Genomic DNA, 20,510 nt, shown 5'->3' on the forward strand with positions numbered 1-20,510 from the left:
TCGAAGGGTCAGCTGGAGGGCCGGGAGGCCTGGGAGGCGGCCTCCCGGGCCTGGGCGGCGAAACCGTCCCGGTTCTGGGCGACCCACCGCTGGGACGCCCGGCGGCTGTCGAGCGCACCGGTGAAGTGCGGAGCCACGTAGCGGGCCAGCAGCTCGTAGCTGCGCTTGGTCTGCTCGCGGGTGGCCCAGTCCTGGGTGTTGACCAGCAGGGTGCCGAAGCCGCCGCTCTCGCGCTGCATCCGCTCGATGCCCTCGATGGCGTCCTCGACGGAGCCGATGATCGCGGTGTGGGTCTCCACCGCCACCTCCGCCTCCCGGCCCTCGGGCAGCTTCGCGTTCGCGCCCACGGTGTCCCGCACGTACTCGCGGAACCAGTGGGTCATGCCCGCCCGCACCTGGTCGAGGGCCTCCTCGCGGGTCTCCGCGATGTGCACGCAGATCGCCACCCGCCACTTGGAGCGGTCCACGCTCTGCCCGTACTTCGCGGCCTCCTCCTCGGCCGCGGCCCACAGCTGGGCCAGCGGCGGCTCCGCCATGCCCGGCCGCCCGGCGAACGTCAGCGACTCCAGCCCGTACCGGCCGGCCAGCCGCATGCCCCGCTCGGTGCCGGCGCTGGCCACGGCCAGGTCGAACCGCGGCTTGGTGTACGGGCGCAGGTGCAGCCGGGCGTCGCGCAGCTCGAACCAGTCGGTCTTCATGGTGACCGGCTCGTCGTCCTGGAACAGGCGGACCAGCGCCTCCAGCGACTCGGCCATCATCCGGCGCTGGTCGCCGGCGGCGATGCCCATCATGTGGGCGTCGGCCGGGGAGACCCCGGCGCCCATGCCGAACATGGCGCGCCCGCCGCTCTGGTGGTCCAGCTGCACGACCCGGTTGGCCGCGGTCAGCGGGTGGTGGTACGGGAGGCTGACCACGCCGGTGCCGAGCTTGATGCGGCGGGTCCGCTCGGCCGCAGCGGCCAGGAACACCTCGGGGGAGCTGACGGTGGACCAGCCGCCCGAGTGGTGCTCGCCCACCCAGGCCTCGTCCAGGCCCAGCTCGTCGAGCCAGTCGATGAGGTCCAGGTCCCGCCAGAAGGCGGTGGTGGGGTCCTCGGCAAGGGAGTGGAAGGGCGGGATGAAAGCGCCGAACCGCAGAGTCATGACTGTATTCCTTCGAGGGGTCGGGCCGCCGTGCCGGCGAGCCAGGGGGTCAGCTGGTCGGCCAGCTGCCGCAGGAGCGGCGACTGCATGACCGTGTAGTGGTCGCCCGGCAGGGAGACCACCCGGGGACCGGAGGTGAACAACCGGGACCAGGCGGCGACCGCCTCGTCGCCGGCGCCGCCCTCGGCCCGGAAGAACGCGGTCTGCCCGGCGTACGGGCGGGGCGCGTAGGACAGCAGGGCGCGGAAGTTGCGGGCGAAGCGGGTGTAGATCTCCTGGAACACGTCCAGCCCCACCCCGGCCGGCAGCACCCCGCGCGCCGCCGCCTCCGCGTACAGCATCCGGAAGGCCTCCTCCGGGTCCGCGGCGGTGCGCAGCGGTTCCGGATCCGGCTCCCAGTCGGTGCCGGCGAGGCCCGCCAGGTCGCGGCCGAACCAGGACAGCAGCACGGCCTCGTCGACGCGGTCCCGGTCCGGCGCCGGGCCGGGCGGCTCCAGCAGGTCGATCACCGCGAGGCGTTCCACCTCGTGTCCGGCCGCCGTCAGCTGCTGGGCCATCTCCAGGGCGATCACCCCGCCCATGGACCAGCCGCCGAGCCGGTACGGGCCCTCGGGGAACGCCGCGGTGAGCTCCGCGACGTAATGCGCGGCCAGCTCCGGCACGCAGGTCAGCGGCTCCCCGTCGGGCACCTGGAAGGCGTGGAAGGGCTGGTCCTGGCCGAGCAGCGCGGCCAGTTCGCCGTAGCAGAGCACGTCGCCGCCGACCGGGTGGACGAAGAACAGCGGGGGCCGGCTGCCCGTGGCGCGTACCGGCACCAGGGCGGTGCGGCGGACCGCCCCGCCGGCCTCCCGCACGGTCTCCGCGAGCAGGGCGATGGTGGGCCGGGCGAACAGCGTGGACAGCGGCAGCGAGCAGCCGAGCCGCTCCCGGACCTCGGCCATCAGCCGCACGGCGAGCAGCGAGTTGCCGCCCAGCGCGAAGAAGTCCGAGTGCACGCCGAACTCGGCGCCGGGGAAGAACTCCGCCCAGATCGCGGCGAGGCCGCTCTCCGTGGCGTCGCGGGGCCGGGCCGAAGCCGCTCCCGCGCCGCTGTCGGCGCCGGGCACCGGCAGCGCGCTCCGGTCCACCTTGCCGTTGGCGGTCAGCGGCAGCGCGTCCAGCAGCAGGATGTGCTGCGGGACCATGTACGAGGGCAGGCCGGCGCCGATCGTCTTCGCGAGCAGCTCGGGCGTCACCTCGCCGGCGCCCTCCTCGGGCACCACGTACGCCACCAGGCGCTTGGCCCCCTGCCGTTCGCCGACCGCCGAGGCCACGGCGGTCCGGACCCCGGCACAGGCCAGCAGCGCGGCCTCGATCTCGCCGAGCTCGATCCGGTAGCCCTGGATCTTGACCTGGAAGTCCTCCCGGCCCAGGAACTCGATGTTCCCGTCCGGCAGGTACCGGCCCAGGTCGCCCGTGCGGTACAGCCGCTCGCCGGTCGCCGGGTGCCGGAAGAACGACGCCCGGGTCTTCGCCTCGTCGCCGAGGTAGCCGCGCGCCAGGCCGGCGCCCGCGATGTACAGCTGGCCGGGCACCCACACCGGGCAGGGCTGCAGCGCCTCGTTCAGCACGTGGAACTGCTGGCTGCGCAGCGGCCGCCCGTACGGCACGGAGGTCAGCGACGGGTCCGCCTCGCCCGTGATCGGGTGCGCGATGGACCAGATCGAGGCCTCGGTGGCGCCGCCCAGGCTCCACACGGCCGCGTCCGGGACCAGGGCCGCGATCCGCTCCGGCAGGTTCAGCGGGATCCAGTCGCCGCTCATCATCACCGTGCGCAGCGGAAGGGTGCCGGCCAGACCGGCGGCCAGCGCGTGCTCGGTGAACATCTCCATCAGCGTCGGCACGCTGTTCCACACGGTGACGCCGTGTTCGGTCACCAGTTCCGCCCAGCGTCCGGGCTCCCGGTGGGCGTCCGGCGGGGGCAGCACGATCGCGCCGCCGGCCGCGAGGACGCCGAACACGTCGTACACCGACAGGTCGAAGTTGAGCGCGGACAGGGCCAGCACCCGGTCCTCGTGGGTGATCCCGAACCGCTCGTTGATGTCGAGGACGGTGTTGAGCGCGCCGGTGTGCTCGATCATCACGCCCTTCGGCTCCCCCGTGGACCCCGACGTGAAGATCACGTACGCGAGGTCTTCCGGGCGCGCCGGTGACGGGGGCAGCGGCCCGGCAGGCACGTCCAGGACCTCCGGCCCGTCCACACTGAGCCGTACGGTCCCGTCCGGCCAGGCGGTGGTGTCCTCGACCCGGCTCTGCGTCAGCACCAGGCGGATGCCCGACTTCTCCAGCAGCAGCCTCAGCCGCTCCGCCGGCACCCCGGCGTCGACGGGCACGTACGCGGCGCCCGACTTCAGCACGCCGAGGGTGGCGGCGACCTGCTCCCAGCCCTTCTCCATCACGACGCCCACGAACGTGCCCGGGCCCGCGCCGTGCTCGGCCAGCCAGCGGCCCAGGCGGTCGCCGAGCCCGTCGAGTTCGCCGTAGTCCAGCCGCCGGCCGGGGGCGATCACCGCGACCCGCCCGGGGTGCGCGGCGGCCTGCGCCGTGAACGGCTCGTGCAGCAGTCCGGCGGGCAGGGGGGCGTTCGTGGCGTTGACCTCCTGCCGCACCGCCAGTTCGGCGGCCGGGACCAGCGCGGACGCCGGCCGGTCCCAGGCCCGCTCCTCGTGGCACAGGCCGCGCAGCACGTCCAGGTAGGCCGCGAACATCGCGTCGATCATCCCCGCGGGGAAGAGCTCCTCGATGACGTCCCAGTTCACGATGAGCGCCCCGGCGTCCTCGACCACCTGGTGGTCCAGCCACACCTGCGGGGTGCGGATCGAGCTGGCGACCTCCTGTCCGCCGCTGCCGATGGACGTCAGGTGCTGGGCCAGGCCCATCGAGGCCGCGGAGTCCTCCTTGGCCGCGAAGTTGACGGTGCTGGCGAACACCACCGGCATGTTGGCGCGGGCGTTCCCGCCGCGCGCCCGGTTGAGTTCGCGCAGCACCGCGACGCCGCTGACGTGGCTGTGCTCCAGGTCCGTCCACAGCCGGCGCTGGATCCGGCCGGCCCGTTCGCCGAACGGCGCCGACGCCGGGGAGTCGATCTCCAGCAGGGTGGTGGCGCTGAAGTTCCCGAGCACGCTGCCGACCTGCTCGTGCAGCGGCAGCCGGTTGAAGAACAGCACGTTCAGGGTGAACCGGTCGGACTTGCTCCACGAGGCCAGCACCTGCGCGTACGCGGTGCACAGAGCGGCCGACGGGGTCACGCCGGCGGCCGCGGCGTACGCCTTGAACCGGGACCAGTCCGCGGCCTCGATCCGGCTGGAGCGGTGCGCGAACACCGGCCGGTCCAGGGTGCCCGGGTCCACCGCCAGCGGCAGCTCGGGCGCCGGCGGCAGGGTGTCCAGCCGCTCCCGCCAGTAGGCCAGCGAGGCCGCGTGCAGCTCCGTCTCCTCGACGGCCTTGGCGGTGAGCACGTAGTCCCGGTAGGTGAGCGGCACCTCGGGCAGGGCGTCCGCCTCGCCGCGGTAGGCGGCGGCCCACTCGCGGAACAGCATGGAGGTGCTCCACGCGTCGATGACCAGCGCGTCCAGCCCGATGTGCAGCCGGGTGCGGTCCTCGGTGACGCGGGTGGCGCGGATGTCGAACAGCGGCCACACCGTGGTGTCGAAGACCTGGCCGGCCACCTCGTCGTGCAGCTCGGCCAGCCGCTCCCGCCGCTCCTCCTCGCCGCACTCCCGCAGGTCGGTGGTGCGGATCTCGTACGGGGCCACCTCGGGCAGCACCCGCTGGTAGCCGTCCTCGGTCATCACCGCGCGCAGCATGTCGTGCCGGTCGATCATCAGGCGCAGGGCGTCCTGCAGCCGTCCGACGTCCACGCCGTCGAGGTCGACCTCGATGAAGAAGTACGTGGAGACGTTGCCGAGTTCGAAGGCGCTGGAGCGGCCCACCAGGTAGGCCTGCTGGAGGTCGGTCAGCGGGAACGGCTCGTAGCGGGCCGCCTCGTCGCGGACCAGCTCCGGCAGCCGGCCGGCAGCCGGAGCCGGCGCGGTGCCCTCCCCGGCGGGCTCCGTGGCGCCGCCGTCCGGCGTGCCGAGGGTCTCCAGCACCTGGTCGCCGAGGGTGGTGACGCTGCGGCCCTCCAGGAAGGCCACCAGCGGCAGGGACACGCCCAGCGCCGAGGACAGCGCCTCCTTGACCTCCAGGGCCATCAGGGAGTCCAGGCCCAGGTTCTGCAGCGGCTCGTGGAGGTCCACCGCGTCCGGGGCGCTGCCCAGGGCGCGCGCCACCGTCGCGGTGAGCAGCTCCCGTACCCCGGCGGCGTCCAGCGGCCCGGCGGCCACCGGGGGCGGCGGGGCGGCGGACAGCGGCCGGGCGGCGGCCGGGGCGGCCGCCGGACCGGGCTCGCGGACCAGCTGGCTCCGTTCGGCGCGGCGCAGGCACACGCCGGTCGCCTCGACCACCGTGCGGCCGTCCGCGTCGTACAGGGCGGCCTCGGCGAGCAGCATGCCCTGCGGGTCGGGCGACGGCAGCAGCCGTACCCGGCACCACGTCTCGCCCTGCGCGCCGGTGAAGCCGTGGAAGGCGAACCGGTCGATGCCCACGAGCATGAACGTGGCGTCGGCCGGGGTGTTCTCGGGCAGGCAGGCGAACAGCGCCTGGAACAGGGCGTCGGTCTGGCCGGGGTGCAGCAGGTAGCCGTCGGCCTCGCCGGGCCGCGGCGGCCGCATCCGGGCCACGGCCTCGCCGCCACCGCTCCACACGTGGTCGATCCACTGCGCGGTCGGGCCGAGGTACAGCTTCCGCCGCCACATCCGGCGGTAGAACTCCTCGCCCGTGGTCTCCTCGGCGAGCGGGGCGCGCAGGGCGCCCAGGTCGGCGGCGGGCGGGCGTCCGGGCAGCGGGGCGAGCCGGCCCTGCGCGTGCAGCAGCCAGCCGGAACCGTCCGGCCGCGCCGAGTAGTAGCGGTACTGGGTGCGGTCGCCGGGCGCGGGGTCCAGCACCAGCTGGACCCGGGCCCGACGGTCGTCGTCGAGGACCATGCTCTGCAGGACCAGGCACTCCTCGACCAGCGCCGGACCGGTACCGCCCTCGGCCCGGGCGGCCTGCAGGGCCGATTCCAGGTACACGCCGATGTTGACGACCGGCAGGCCGTCCATCACGCAGTCGCCCAGACAGGGGTGGGCCGCGGTGTCCAGGACCGCGGAGTACTGCACCGCGTCCAGCGGCGAGGGCAGCCGCTCGCCCACCAGACGGGCCGACGGGGCGGCCCCGGCGGCGGAACCGCCGGCCGGCGCGGGACCGGCCGGCCGGGCGCTCGGCGCGAACCAGTGGCGGGTGCGCTGGAACGGGTACGTCGGCAGGGCGGCGCGGCGCCGGCCGCGTCCCTCGTCGTACGCCGCCCAGTCCACCCGGACGCCCAGGGCCCACAGCGCGCCCAGCGCGTCCAGTGCGACCCGGCCGTCCTCGTGGCCCTTGCGCAGCGACGGCAGGAACACCGGCCTGGGCCCGTCCTCGCCGTCGGCCGGCAGGAACCGCTTGGCCATGCCGGACAGCGCGGGCTGCGGGCCGGCCTCCACGAACACCCGGAAGCCCAGGCCGTGCAGGGCGGTCATGCCGCGCAGGAAGTCCACCGGGCGGCGGATGTGCTCGCGCAGGTAGCCGGCGGAGAAGGCCTGCGGGCCGGTGAGCGGCTCGCCGGTGACGTTGGAGACCACCGGGATGCGTGGGGCGGCGTACGTCAGGCCGGCCGCGGTGCGTTCGAAGGCGTCCAGCACCGGGTCCATCAGGGGCGAGTGGAAGCCCCGGCGGACGGCGAGCCGCTTCGACTTGACGCCCTCCTCGGCCAGCTCCGCCAGCAGCGCGTCCAGCGCCGCCGCGGAACCGGACACCACGAGGGACTCCGGCCCGTTGACCGCGGCCACGTCGAGCTCGCCCCGGTGGGGGCGCAGCGCCTCCGCGATCCGCTCCTCGGTGGTGAAGACCGCCGCCATGGCGCCCTCCCCGGACAGCTCCTGCATCAGGGCGCCGCGCCGCACGGCCAGGGTCAGCGCGTCCTCCAGGGACAGCACGCCGGCCACACAGGCCGCGACGATCTCGCCGATGCTGTGGCCGAGCACGGCGCCCGGCTCGACGCCCCAGGACCGCCACAGCTCGGCGAGGGCGTACTCGACGGCGAACAGCGCCGGCTGGGTCCACCGGGTCTCGTGGACCAGTCCGGCGTCCCCGGGAGCCGGGTACAGGACGGAGCGCAGCGAGCGGTCGGCCAGCTCCGAGACGATCGCGTCGCAGCGGTCGATCGCGTCCCGGAACACCGGCTCGGTGCGGTACAGGCCGGCGCCCATGTCGGGGTACTGGGAGCCCTGGCCGGTGAACAGGAACGCCACCCCGGGGGCGGCCCCGCCCGGCGCGTGACCCGCGCGGACCCCGGCCGGCAGCAGCCCGCCGGGCGCGTACCCGGCGAGCTTGCCGGCCATCTCCGCCGCGTCGGCCGCCACCACGGCGAGCCGGTGCGGCTGCGGGGCGCGGCCGGTGGCGGCGGTGTGGCAGACGTCGGCCAGCGGGGCTGCGTCCGGCCGTTCCAGCAGGGCGCGGTGGCGGTCCGCCAGCTCGGCCAGCGCGGCGGGGGACTTCGCGGACAGGGTCAGCAGCTGCGCCGCCCGCTCGCGCGCGGCGGCCGTGTCCGGCGCGGTGCCGCCGTCCGGGGCCTCCTCGACGATGACGTGCGCGTTGGTGCCGCTCGCGCCGAACGAGCTGACGCCCGCCAGCCGGGGGCGGTCGCCGCGCGGCCAGGCCACCGTGGTGCGCGGGAAGGCGATCGACAGGTCCTCCAGCCCGATCTCCGGGTTGACCTCGTCCAGGTGCAGCTGCGCCGGGACCTCCTCGTGCCGCAGCGCCAGGACCGTCTTGATCAGCCCGGCGATGCCGGCGGCCGGCTCCAGGTGCCCGATGCTGCTCTTGACCGAGCCGACCAGCAGCTCCTCGCCGGGCGCGCGGCCGCCGAGGACCGCGTCCAGGGCGCGCAGCTCCAGCGGGTCGCCCAGCGGGGTGCCCGTGCCGTGCGCCTCCACGTAGCCGATCTCCGCGGGCTCGACGCGGGCGGAGGCCAGTGCCGCCCGCACCACGTCCTGCTGGGCGGCGGCGTTCGGGACGGTGATGCCACTGCTGCGGCCGTCCTGGTTGACGGCCGACCCGCGGATGACGCCGAGGATCCGGTCGCCGGCCGCGCGGGCGTCGGAGAGCCGCTTGAGGACGACGACGCCGCAGCCCTCGCTGCGCACGTACCCGTCGGCGCGGGAGTCGAAGGTCTTGCAGTGGCCGTCCGGGGCCAGCATGTTCGCCTTCTCCGCGACCGTGAACCACTCGGGCGACAGCAGGACGTTCACCCCGCCGGCCAGGGCCATGGAGGTCTCGCCGGACCGCAGGCTCTGGCAGGCCAGGTGCACGCCCACCAGCGAGGACGAGCAGGCCGTGTCCACCGACAGGCTGGGGCCCCGCAGGCCCAGCCAGTACGAGAACCGGCCGGCCGCGAAGGTGGAGGCGTTGCCGGTGAGGCTGTAGGCCTCCAGCTCGGCCGGGTCGACCTGCTGCATCTGGTTCTGCACGTAGTCGTACGTGGTGATGCCGAAGTACACGCCCGTGGGGCTGCCCGCCAGCGAGGCGGGGGAGATGCCGGCGTCCTCCAGCGCCTCCCAGCCCACCTCCAGCAGCAGCCGCTGCTGCGGGTCCAGGGAGGCGGCCTCGCGCGGCGACACCCCGAAGAACGGGGCGTCGAAGCCGTCCACGGAGTCGAGGAAGCCGCCGCGCCGGCTGCCGTGCCGGGCGGTGTCCCAGCGGTCCGCGGGGACCTCGCGGATGCCGTCGCCGCCCGAGCGGAGGAACTCCCAGAACTCCTCCGGGGTCCGGGCCCCGCCCGGCATCCGGCAGGCCATGCCGACGACGGCGACCGGCTCGCAGCGAGCGCGGTCGGCGGCGTCGAGCTCCTCGCGGAGCCTGCGGATCTCCCGCACGCTCTGCGCGAGCACGTTCTGCCGCTCGCGTTCGATGTCGGTCATCTGGCTCCTCCGGCTGCTTGGGTGGGCGAACCGGACTCCTCGGCCAGGACGGCCAGGAGCTCGGCTTCGGAAAGGGAGTCAAGGGAGTCGTCGTCCGGACCGGAGCCGTCCGGGGCCGGTCCGGCGGCGGTCCCGGGGGCCGTCCCGACGGCTTCCGCGGCGGGCGCGGAGCCGGTGGCGTACGGGGGCACGGGCGCGGACGCGGCGTCCGGCAGCGGGCCGGCCCGGTCCAGGGCCCGCTCCGCCAGCACCAGCAGGTGCGCGGCGAGCGCCTCCACCGACGGGTGCTCGAACATCACCGTCGCCGGCATGCGCCGTCCGAGCAGGCCCTCCAGCCGGCGCCGGGCCACGGCGGCGAGCGTGGAGTCCATGCCCATCTGGAAGAAGCCGCCCGCCGGGTCGATCCGGGCGGGAGCGAGCTCCAGCGTCGAGGCGACCGTGTCCAGCACGAACCCGCGGACCACCTCCGCACGGGCCGCACCCGGCCCGGCGGCGGCCACGGCCGCCACCAGCTCGGCGGGGCCCGCCGCCCCGGCCCGCTCCTCCGCCGCCACGACGGCGGCGGGCGCGCAGGCGGTCACCGCCACCGGACCGGCGTCACCGGGTGCGCGGAACCAGAACGACTCGTGCTGCCAGGTGTAGCGGGGCAGCGGAACCGGCCGGGCCGGGGCCGGCGGCAGCAGGTCCGACAGCCGGCCGGGCAGCCCGTTGACGTGCAGCGCGCCCAGTACCTCCAGCAGGCCGTGCGCCTCCGGCTCGTCCCGCCGCATGGACGGCAGCGCCAGCCCCTCGCGTCCGGTGTGCTCGAAGCCCTGCTCGACGGCGGACAGCAGCGTCGGATGGGGGCTCATCTCGACGAACACCCCGTGGTCGTCCTCGATCAGGGAGCGGACGGCGTCCCAGAACAGCACCGGTTCGCGCAGGTTGTCCACCCAGTAGGCCGGGTCGAAACCGGAGCCGTCGCACAGGGCGCCCGTCACCGTCGACAGGATCGGTACCCGCGCCGCCCGCGGCTCGATGCCCTCCAGCTCGGCCAGCAGGTCCGCCCGCAGCACGTCCACCTGGGGACTGTGCGAGGCCACGTCCACCTTGACGTGCCGGCAGAACACGTTGCGCGCGCGGAGTTCCTCCGCCAGCCCGTCGAGGACCTCCGGGTCGCCGGAGAGCACCGTCGATGTGGGGCTGTTGCTCACCGCGACGGACACCCGGTCGCTGTGCTCACGGACGAACCCGGCGGCCTGCTCGAAGGTCAGGCCCGCCACCAGCATCGCGCCCCGCCCGCTGATCCGCCGCAGCAGGGAGCTGCGGCGGCAGATGATCCGGGCCGCGTCGTCCAGGGTGAGGGCGCCCGCGACGTACGCGGCGGCGACCTCGCCCATGCTGTGGCCGACCACCACGTCCGGTTCCACCCCGAACGCCCGCGCCCGGGCGGCCAGTCCGACCGCGACGGCGAACAGGGCCGGCTGGATGACGTCGATCCGGTCGAGCGGCGCCCCGTCCTCCAGGGCCATGATGGTGCCGATCACGGAGAGACCGCCGTCGGTCCACCGCTTCATCGCTTCGTCGCACTCGGTCACCGCCGCCCGGAACACCGGGCAGGTGCGCAGCAGTTCACGGCCCATGCCGGCCCGCTGGGAGCCCTGGCCGGGGAAGACGAAGACCACCTTGTCCCCGATGTCGCCCCCGGCGCGGCCGGTGACCACCGAGGCGGGCTCCTTGCCCTCCAGCCACATGTCGAGCCGCTCCGCCGCCTCGGCGTGCGAGCCCGCGGCGACCGCCAGCCGGTGCGGGTGCCGGGTGCGGCGGGTGGCCGCTCCGTGCACCAGCGCCCCGAACGGCGCCTCGCGGGACTCCTTCGTCCGCAGGTGGTCGCGCCACGCCCGGGCCATCGGCACCAGCGCCTCGGCGGTGCCCGCGTACACCGGCAGCAGCCAGGGCCCCTCGGCGGCCTGCGGGACCTCGGGGGCGGCGGGCGCGGCGTCCTGCTCCGGGCGTGCGTCCGCAGGCCGGGGCCCGGGGGCCGGTCCGAGGACCACGTGGGCGTTGGTGCCGCCCGCGCCGAAGGAGCTGACCGCGCCGTGGCGCCGCTCGGCGGGCTCGTCCCAGACGGCCGGCTCGGTGGGGATCCGCAGCCGTCCGCCGTCGAGGGAGATGTGCGGGTTGAGGGTCTCCAGGTGGATGTTGGGCGCGATCGCCCGGTGGTGGATGCTCAGCGCCACCTTGATCAGCCCGGCCAGTCCGGCACCCGCCTCCAGGTGCCCGATGTTGGCCTTCACCGAGCCGAGCACGCAGTCCCTGCCGGTCGCGTCCGGCGCCCCGTACACCTCTTGGAGGGCCTCGACCTCGATCGGGTCGCCGAGGCTGGTGCCGGTGCCGTGCGCCTCCAGCAGGGTGACCTGCGCGGGCTCCAGCCGGGCGTTGCGCAGGGCGGTGCGGATCACCTCGCGCTGGGACAGGCCGCTGGGCGCGGTCAGGCCGTTGGTCAGCCCGTCCTGGTTGACGGCGGACCCGCGGACGACGGCCCAGATCCGGTCTCCGTCGGCTACCGCGTCGGACAGCCGCTTGAGCACGACCGTGCCGACGCCCTCGCCGCGGGTGTAGCCGTCGGCCCTCGCGTCGAAGGTCTTGCACCGGCCGTCGGGCGCCAGCGGCAGGCCCTTGGTGTGGGCGACCGTCACCGTCGGCGACAGGATGAGGTTCATCCCGCCGACGACGGCGGTTCCGCAGTCGTCGTTGCGCAGCGCCTGGCAGGCCAGGTGCACGGCGACCAGGGAGGACGAGCACGCGGTGTCCACCGTCAGGCTCGGCCCGCGCAGGTCCAGCAGGTAGGAGAGCCGGTTGGAGATGATGCAGTTGGTGCCGCCGATGACGGTGTAGGTGTCGACACCCGCCGGCTCCTGGAGCTGCATGTGCAGGTAGTCGACGTTGTTGGCGCCGACGAAGACGCCCGTGCGGCTGCCCTGGAGCTGCTCGCGGGTCAGCCCCGCGTCCTCCAGGGCCTCCCACGCGACCTCGAGGAAGAGCCGCTGCTGCGGGTCCATGCGGGCCGCCTCGCGCGGCGATATGCCGAAGAAGTACGGGTCGAACCGGTCGACCCCGTCGATGAACCCGCCGTGCCGCATGGTGGTGCGGCCCGGCGCGGCCGGGTCCGGGTCGTAGTAGGCGTCCACGTCCCAGCGGTCGGCCGGGACGCCGCCGATGGCGTCGGTGCCACCCGTGATCATCCGCCAGTAGTCCTCGGGGGACCGGACGCCGCCGGGCAGCCGGCAGCCGATGCCGACGACGGCGACCGGCTCGTGCCGTCGCTGCTCCAGTGCGTCCAGCCTGCCGCGCAGCATGCGGACGGCGGACAGTGCTTTGGTCAGGGCGTCTGCGGACCGCGCTTCGGCCGGGGCGGTCGCCCCGGCGGCGGTAAGGCTCATCTTCAATCCCCTTGCGTGGAAACCCCGGGACGTGACCGGGGGAGGAAACGCGTCGTCATCTCGGTGCTGTGCACCCGCGAGGGTGTGACTCCCCTCCCGCGGGGTCCCGTCGGGCCCGTCGGGGAGGGGAGGGAGGGGATGGGAGGGAGGGGAGACGGGGAGCCCGTCAGAAGCTCTCCATCCGCTCGCTCAGTTCGGCGAGTTCGCGTGCGAGGAGGGCTTCCAGGCCCTCCGGGTCCTCCGCGCCGGCCGCGGTGTCCGCCCCGGTGGGCGCGGTGGTGGGCGCGGCGTCCCCGTCGGCGCCGGTGCCCGTGCCGGTGCCGGTGCCGGTGCCGGTGTCGCCGTCGAGGGCGATGCCCGCCTTGCCCGCAAGGAACGGAGCGACGTCCCGCACGGTCGGGTAGTTCCAGATGAGGGTGGCCGACAGCTCCACACCGAAGGCCGCCTCCAGGCGGTTGCGCAGCTCCAGCGACATCAGCGAGTCGATGCCGAGCGACCGCAGCGGGGTCTCGGGGGCGATCCGCCGGGCCGGCAGCTTCACCACCTGCGCGGCGATCTCGCGCACCGCCGCTTCCACGGCCGCCCGCCGCTCGTCCAGCGGCAGGAGGGCCAGCGCGGCCGCCGTCGCCCCGGCGGCCGCCCCGCCGCCGGCGTCCGCGCCCCCCGGCGCGTCGTCGGCCGCCAGCACCGGCACGGAGTCCAGCCGGACGATCCGCAGCTCCTCCGCCTCGGCGAGCAGGACCCCCGCGGCGGACAGCACCCGCACCCGGGCCGTGTGGCGCCGGCCGTCGCCGTCCCCGGCCGGCTCGCACAGCGCGTACGCCCACAGCTCGCCGCTCAGCCGCCCGTGCACCCGCAGCCGGCCCAGCGACTCGCTGACGAACCCCTGGGTGACGCCCTCGCCCCACGCCGCGCCGAGCAGCGGCGCGACGGCCGACTGCAACGCCGCGTCCAGCAGCGACGGGTGCGCCCGGTAGCCGTGGTCGGCGGGCAGCACCGCCGGGTCCGGGACGATCCGGGCCAGCGCGGCACCCGGACCGCGCCGGATCTCCGCGATCTGCCGGAAGGCCGGCCCGTATCCGAGCCCGCATGCGGCCAGCGCCCGGTAGTAGGCCGGGCCGTCGAGGACCTCGGGCAGGTCCCCGGCCACCGCCGCCGGATCGAAGGCACCGGCGGCCGGTCCGCCGTCCGTACCGGTGGTGTCACCCGGGGTCGTGTCGTCGAACAGCACGGCCGTCTCGGCCGTACACACCGCTTCCCCGTCCTCGTCCCGCACGAAGAAGCGCAGGGCCGCCCGGTCGCTCCCGGAACCCTCCATGACGGCCTGCACCCGGCGGGTCCGCCGAGCCGGCAGGACCAGCGGCTCCCGGAAGGCGAGCCCCTCCAGCACCGGCCGGGCACCGGGCCGCACCTGCGCGGACGCGGCCAGGGCCATCTCGGCGAAACCGGCCCCCGGCAGGACGGCGCCCCCGCCGATGCGATGGTCCGAGGCAGTCGCCGTCCCCGCGTCGAAGTCCATCTGCCAGTAGTGGGTGCCCGGGGTGAGCGGCGAGTCGAAGCGCTCGCCGAGCAGCCCGCCGCGCAGCGCCCGGGCCGGGGTCCCTGCGGTGCCCGGCCCGGCCGCGTCGATCCAGAACCGCTCCCGCTGCCACGGGTAGTGGGGCAGCTTCTGCCCGGCGAGAGCCGGGGTGAGCGCACGGTGGACCCGGGCCGGGGCGCCCAGCACGTGCAGCCGGCCCAGCGAGCCGAGCAGGGTGTCCCGCTCCTCCTCGCGGCGGCGCAGCGACGGCAGGGCCGCCACCGCGGTGCCGCCCTCCGCGGCGGTCTGCTCCACCGCGGGCAGCAGGATCGGGTGGGGGCTCATCTCCACGAAGACGGTCACCCCGTCCTCGACGAGCCGGGCCACCATGTCGGCGAACAGCACCGGCTCGCGCAGGTTGTCGGCCCAGTAGTCGACGGACATCTCGGCGCCGGAGGCGACCGAGCCGGTGACGGTGGAGTAGACGGGTACGCTCCCGGCCCGCGGGGCGATGCCCTCCAGGGCGGCCAGCAGGTCCTCGCGCAGCGGGTCCATCTGCGGGCTGTGCGAAGCGACGTCCACCTTCACCCAGCGGCAGAAGACCTGGTCGGCCTCCAGGCGGGCGGCGATCTCCGTCAGGGTGTCGCGGTCGCCGGACAGCACGGTGGAGCGCGGGCTGTTGTTGACGCCCACCGACACCAGGTGCTCCCGCCCGGCGAGCAGCTCCCCGGCCTGTTCCATCGTCAGCTCGCAGGCCAGCATGGCGCCCTGGCCGGCCGCGCGGCGCAGCAGCAGGCTGCGGCGGCAGATGACGCGGGTGGCGTCCTCGATGCCGAGCGCGTCGCTGACGTGCGCGGCGGCGACCTCGCCCATGCTGTGCCCGATGACGGCGTCGGGCTCGATGCCCCAGGACCGCCACAGGGCGGCCAGCGCGACCTCGACGGCGAACAGCATGGGCTGCACCACGTCGATGCGGTCCAGCCGCGAGGTGTCCTCGTCGGCGCACAGCTCCGCCTCGATGGACCAGTCGATCCAGGCGCGGGCGGCGGCGTCGGTGGTCCGGATGGACGCCGCGAACACCGGTTCCGTCCGGAACAGTTCGCGGCCCATGCCGATCCACTGGGAGCCCTGCCCGGGGAAGACGAACGCGGTCCTGGGCCGGGACTGCACGGCGGACTCGCCCGCGTACAGCAGCGGCGGCCGCTCGCCGGCGGCGTGCGCGGCGAGCGCCTCGGCCAGCTCGGCCGGGTCGCGGGCCACCACCGACAGGCGGTAGGGGTGGTGGGCGCGGGTCAGGCCGGCCCTGGCCAGGGCCGGCAGCAGGGCGGGCCCGGCGGCCGTGTCGCCGTCGCCGTCACCGCCGTCTCCGTCACCGCCGGCGCCGGCGTCCGCGGCCGGGCCGGCGAGCTGCCCGGCGACGGCCCCGGCGAGCTCCCGCAGCGCCTGCGGGCTGCGCGCCGACAGGGTGAAGAGCTCGGCGGTGGGCTCCGGTCTGGCGGACGGCAGCCGGACCTCGCAGCCCAGCCGGGCGAGCGCGCCGAGGGCGTCCAGCAGGCCGGCGCGGTCGTCGTCGCCCTCGCGGCGCATGGTGGCGAGGACGGTGGCGGTGCCGCCGCGGTCCTCGGCCGCCTGGCGCAGCGCCGGTACCAGCACCGGGTTGGCGCTGACCTCCACCAGGACGTCGGTCCCGCCGGCCAGCAGCAGGTCGGTGGCGGGGGCCAGCAGCACCGGCTGCCGCAGGTTGCGCACGAAGTACGCGGCGTCGGCGGTCCGCCAGTCCAGCTGCTCACCGGTCACCGTCGAGATCATCGGGATCCGCCCCGGCCGCGGCGAGAGTCGGCCGATGGCCGCTTCCAGGTCGGCCGTGATGGGGTCGATGCCGGGGCTGTGCGCGGGCAGGTCGACGCGGATCATGCTGCACAGCACGCCCTCCGCCTTGAGCTCGGCGACCAGGGCCTGAAGGGCCTCGCGCGGTCCGGCCAGTCCGGTGGTGCGCGGGCCGTTGTGCGTGGCCACGCAGATCCCGTCCGCGGCGCGGGCGGCGAGCCGCTCCTCCAGCTCGGCGGCGGACAGTTCGACCACCGCCATGCCGCCGCCGGGTCCGGCGACCCGGCGCTGCTGGTCGCTGTAGTGGTGGATCAGGCGGACGGCGTCGGGCAGGTCGAGGACGCCCGCGATGACCGCGGCCGCGACCTCGCCCAGGCTGTGGCCGACCACGGCGTCCGGGCGCACCCCGGCGGCCTCCAGCCAGGCGGCGATGCCGACCTGGACGGCGAACAGCACCGGCTGCATGACCCCGACGTCACCGGTGCGGGCGGTGGCCTCGTCGGCGTGCAGCTCCTCCAGGAGGGACCAGCCCGTGTGCCGGGCGAGTTCGCGGTCGCACTCCTCCAGTACGGCGCGGAACACCGGTTCGGTGCGGAGCATGGTGCGGGCCATGCCGGTCCACTGCTGCCCGTACGGGGAGCAGACGAAGGCGACCTTCGGGCGGCGTGCGGCCGTACCGTCCGGGCGCTCCGTGCCCGATCCGGCCGGCAGGGCGGCGGGGGCGGGTGCCGTGTGGGCCTCCAGGACCACGTGCACGTTGGTGCCGCCCCAGCCGAAGGCGCTCACCGCGGCACGGGCGGGACCCGTACCGGAGTCCGGCCAGGGCTCCTCGGCCGCGGCCACCTTCAGCCCGAGCTCCTCGAAGGCGATGTGCGGGTTGGGCGTCTCGAAGTGGATGCTGGGCGGGACGTGGCGGTGGCGCAGTGCCAGCGCCGCCTTGACCACGCCGGCGATGCCCGCGGCCGCCTCCAGGTGGCCGATGTTGCTCTTCACCGAGCCGATGAGCAGCGGCGCGTCCGGGGTGCGGCCCCGGCCGTAGACCGCGCCGAGGGCGGACGCCTCGACCGGGTCGCCGAGGGCGGTGCCGGTGCCGTGCGTCTCGACGTACTGGACACCGGCGGGGGAGATGCCCGCCTGCCGGCAGGCGGCGCGCAGGACCGCCTCCTGGGCGAGCGGGTTGGGGGCGGTCAGCCCGTTGCTGAGACCGTCGTTGTTGGTGGCCGTGCCGCGGATGGTGCACCAGACGTCGTCGCCGTCGGCCAGCGCCCGGGAGAGCGGCTTGAGCACGATGACCCCGGCGCCCTCACCGCGGCCGAAGCCGTCGCCGCGGGCGTCGAACGCCTTGCACCGGCCGTCCGGGGAGAGCCCGCCGAACTTGCTGAGCGCGACCATCGTGTGGGGGCTGAGGAGCAGGTTCACACCGCCCGCCACGGCGGTCTCGGACTCGCCGGACCAGATGCTCTGGCAGGCCATGTGGACGGCGAGCAGGGACGAGGAGCAGGCCGAGTCCAGCACGACGCTGGGGCCGGTCAGCCCGAGCAGGTAGCTGAGGCGGTTGGCGACCATGTTGAGGGCCCGCCCGGTGGCCGAGTGCAGCGAGGTCCCGGCCGGGTCGGCGGCGCCGAGGTCGGCGTAGTCGTGCCAGATCGCGCCGGCGAACACACCCGTGGCGGTGCCGGACAGCCGGCCGTCGGTGAGCCCGGCGTCCTCCAGCGCCTCCCAGGCGACCTCCAGGAACAGCCGCTGCTGGGGGTCCATCTCCTGCGCCTCGCGCGGGGAGATGCCGAAGAAGAGGGGGTCGAAGGAGTCGACGGGGCCGCGCAGGAAGCCCGCCTGGGAGGTGACCATCTTGCCGGCGGCGGACGGATCGGCGTCCAGCCAGTCGGCGGCGTTCCACCGCTCGGCCGGGACCTCGCTCACCGCGTCGGTGCCGGAGCGGAGCAGCTCCCAGAACTCCCGCACGCCGTCGGCCTGCGGGAACCGGCAGGCCATGCCGGTGACGGCGATGGGCTCGCGCTCGCGCGGGGCGGCGCGGAAGGTCTCGGGCACCTCGGCGGGCGGCGCGTCCTCACCGGCGGCCACCCGGGCGGCCAGGGAGGCGATGGTGGGGTGCGACCACATGAGCGCCGGGCCGAGCGTGGTGCCGGCCAGCCCCGACAGGTCCGCCATGAGGGCGACGGCACGCATGGAGTCGATGCCGAGCGCCGAGAAGAGGTCGTCGTCATGGATCTCGCCGGGTGTCCGGCCGGTCCGTGCGGCGACCTCGTCGCGCAGCCAGCCGGCTATCGCCGCGACGTCGTCCCCCCAGGACGCGCCGGTGTGCTGTGACCCCTTGCCCAGTTGCATGGGAACCCCCTTTTGGGTTGTACATAACGCCGAAACACTTGAGCCCGACCTGACCGGTCGTCGACCGGCCAGTGCGGCCGGAATGCATATCCGTCGTGTCCGACATTCCTTCAACTCATGGCTCAATGCGGGCAGTTGAAGACCAATGGAACCCACGACGGTGACTGGAACAAATCGGAGGAACATCCGGGAACCCGCCCCGAAAGGGCCTCCGGCGGCCCGCCCCGCCAGACCCGGGTCCGCACCCGTCCCCGCCCACGCGCGAACCCCCGCCGGCGGCGCCGGACCGGCGCGCGGGCGGGGGCTCCGTCGTCCGGGAACGGCCGTGCCCGCCGGCCCCTCGGTGGGGCGGCGGGCACGGGGGCGGGCTGCGCGGGGCTCAGGGACGGACGGGCTGTCCGTCCTTCGCCGGGCCGGGCAGGTCCGCCGGGGGAGCCGGGGCCTGGGCGCCCGGTGCCGGGGCACCGGGGGCCTGGGCTCCCGGCCCGGCCGCGCCCGGCGGGGGTCCGGGCGGGGCCGGCGGGGTCTTGGGGAGCCAGCGCAGGGCCACCAGGGCGGCGGCCAGGGCGACGCCGGCGACCACGAACATCGTCAGCTGCATGCCGGCCACGTAGGCGTCCGAGGCCTTGGCGATCAGCGCCGGGGCCTGGTCGCCCAGCTCCGTCGCCTGCACGGCCCGCAGGGTGCCGCCGATGGAGTTGGCGGCCTCCTCGCGCAGGGCCTCGGGCAGGACGTTCACGGCGTCGCCCATCGAAGACCGGTAACTGGAGCCGAGCAGGCTGCCGATGACGGCCACGCCGAGGGCGCCGGCGACCTGGCGGCCGGTCTGCGAGACGGCCTGTCCCGCGCCCGCCTTGGCCGGCGGGACGACGGACATCAGCGAGGCGGTGGCGGGCGCCATGATCGAGCCCCAGCCGAGGCCCAGTACCAGCTGCGAGACGACCAGCAGCCAGGTCGGCGTACCGGCGTCGAACAGGGCGGCGACGGCGGCCGACAGGGCGATCACGGTGGCGCCGGCGGCGACGACGGCACGCGGGCCGAAGCGCATGACCAGCTTGGGGCAGCGGGCCGAGACGACCATGGAGCCGATGCCCATGGGCAGCATCAGCAGGCCCGCCTTCAGCGGCGAGAACTCGAGGACCGCCTGGTAGTAGAACTGCGACAGGAAGATGACGCTGATCAGGGCGAAGAAGCAGAGGGCGATGGCGACCGTGCCGGCCGAGAACCGGGAGTTCCGCAGCAGGCTGACGTCCAGCGAGGGCGCGGCGGTCCGCTTCTCGAACACGACGAGCGCGACGAGCAGCAGCAGACCGCCCGCGATCGCGCCGAGCGCGCCGGCGCTGGTCCAGCCGTCCTCACCGGCGACCACGATGCCGTAGACCAGCAGGCCGATGGAGACCACGGAGAGCAGCACGCCGACCGGGTCGAACTTGCCGCGCACCGGGCTCTTGGACTCGGGCACCAGGGTGGCGAGCAGGACGACGGCCACGGCGATCAGCGGGGCGTTGATCAGGAAGATCGAGCCCCACCAGAAGGCCTCCAGCAGCACGCCGCCGAGCACCGGGCCGACGGCCATGGCCACACCGGCGGCCGCGGCCCAGCCTGCGATGGCCTTGGGGCGCTCGGCCGGCGGGAAGACGTTCATGATGACCGCGAGGGTGACCGTGGGCACCACGGCCGCGCCGACGCCCATGACCGCGCGCCAGACGATCAGCTGGACGATGTCGGTCGCGTAGGCGCCCAGCACCGAGGCGACGCCGAACACCACGAGACCTGTGATCAGGGTCTTCCGGCGGCCGAACCGGTCGGCGCAGACGCCGCCGGTGAAGAGGAAGGCCGCGAAGGTGATCAGGTAGGAGTCGAGCGCCCACTGGAGCTCGCCGTGGGTCGCGTCCAGGCTCTGCTGGATCGGGTTCAGTGCGACGTTGATGATTGTAAGGTCCATGACAACGACCAGCACCGTGGCCGCGAGCAGCGCGAGGATCGCCCGGCGGCGCCCGCTGCTGAGTTCGGGGTTCATAGCCCGTCCTTCGCTCCGTTGTTCCTCGTCAGAATGGCGGCGGCCGCGGGCCCCCCCCCCCCCCCCCGCCCCCCCCCCCGCCCCGCGGGCCCCCCCCCCCGGCCCCATCTACACCACCGCCCGCCCCGGTGGGTGTGGCACAGAGGCGCCGCGGGCGGG

Annotated in this window: 5 protein-coding genes; all 5 read right to left on the reverse strand. The window is 75.1% G+C overall.

Annotated features, from left to right (window positions below; translation table 11 throughout):
- Window positions 1-8: 8 nt before the first annotated feature.
- The 5 genes from ACFY61_RS26460 to ACFY61_RS26480 all read right to left on the reverse strand — a co-directional run bounded on the left by ACFY61_RS26460 (window position 9) and on the right by ACFY61_RS26480 (window position 20,351).
- A complete protein-coding gene (locus ACFY61_RS26460; protein WP_389475796.1) occupies window positions 9-1,142 on the reverse strand; it encodes an LLM class flavin-dependent oxidoreductase in 1,134 nt (377 codons plus the stop codon).
- On the reverse strand, window positions 1,139-9,217 hold the full coding sequence (locus tag ACFY61_RS26465; protein WP_389475798.1) for an amino acid adenylation domain-containing protein: 8,079 nt from the start codon (window positions 9,215-9,217) through the stop codon (window positions 1,139-1,141). Before ACFY61_RS26465 ends, ACFY61_RS26460 begins: the two co-directional genes overlap by 4 nt.
- A complete protein-coding gene (locus tag ACFY61_RS26470; RefSeq protein ID WP_389475800.1) occupies window positions 9,214-12,639 on the reverse strand; it encodes a type I polyketide synthase in 3,426 nt (1,141 codons plus the stop codon). The genes ACFY61_RS26465 and ACFY61_RS26470 overlap by 4 nt, the downstream gene beginning before the upstream one ends.
- Before the next feature lie 166 nt (window positions 12,640-12,805).
- The gene (locus ACFY61_RS26475; RefSeq protein WP_389475802.1) at window positions 12,806-18,331 is read right to left on the reverse strand and encodes an acyltransferase domain-containing protein; all 5,526 of its coding nucleotides are present in this window, start codon (window positions 18,329-18,331) and stop codon (window positions 12,806-12,808) included.
- Between the two features lie 379 nt (window positions 18,332-18,710).
- Window positions 18,711-20,351: an MFS transporter gene (locus ACFY61_RS26480; protein ID WP_389475804.1), complete on the reverse strand. Its 1,641-nt coding sequence runs from the start codon at window positions 20,349-20,351 to the stop codon at window positions 18,711-18,713.
- Window positions 20,352-20,510 lie beyond the last annotated feature (159 nt).

Source organism: Streptomyces sp. NPDC012888 (assembly GCF_042900645.1).
GTDB lineage: Bacteria > Actinomycetota > Actinomycetes > Streptomycetales > Streptomycetaceae > Streptomyces.

What these genes read in the sequence shown, in the direction of transcription:
- ACFY61_RS26460 (WP_389475796.1), bottom strand. Translation starts at nt 1,142, where the DNA reads ATGACTCTGCGGTTCGGCGCTTTCATCCCGCCCTTCCACTCCCTTGCC.
- ACFY61_RS26465 (WP_389475798.1), bottom strand. Translation starts at nt 9,217, where the DNA reads ATGACCGACATCGAACGCGAGCGGCAGAACGTGCTCGCGCAGAGCGTG.
- ACFY61_RS26470 (WP_389475800.1), bottom strand. Translation starts at nt 12,639, where the DNA reads ATGAGCCTTACCGCCGCCGGGGCGACCGCCCCGGCCGAAGCGCGGTCC.
- ACFY61_RS26475 (WP_389475802.1), bottom strand. Translation starts at nt 18,331, where the DNA reads ATGCAACTGGGCAAGGGGTCACAGCACACCGGCGCGTCCTGGGGGGAC.
- ACFY61_RS26480 (WP_389475804.1), bottom strand. Translation starts at nt 20,351, where the DNA reads ATGAACCCCGAACTCAGCAGCGGGCGCCGCCGGGCGATCCTCGCGCTG.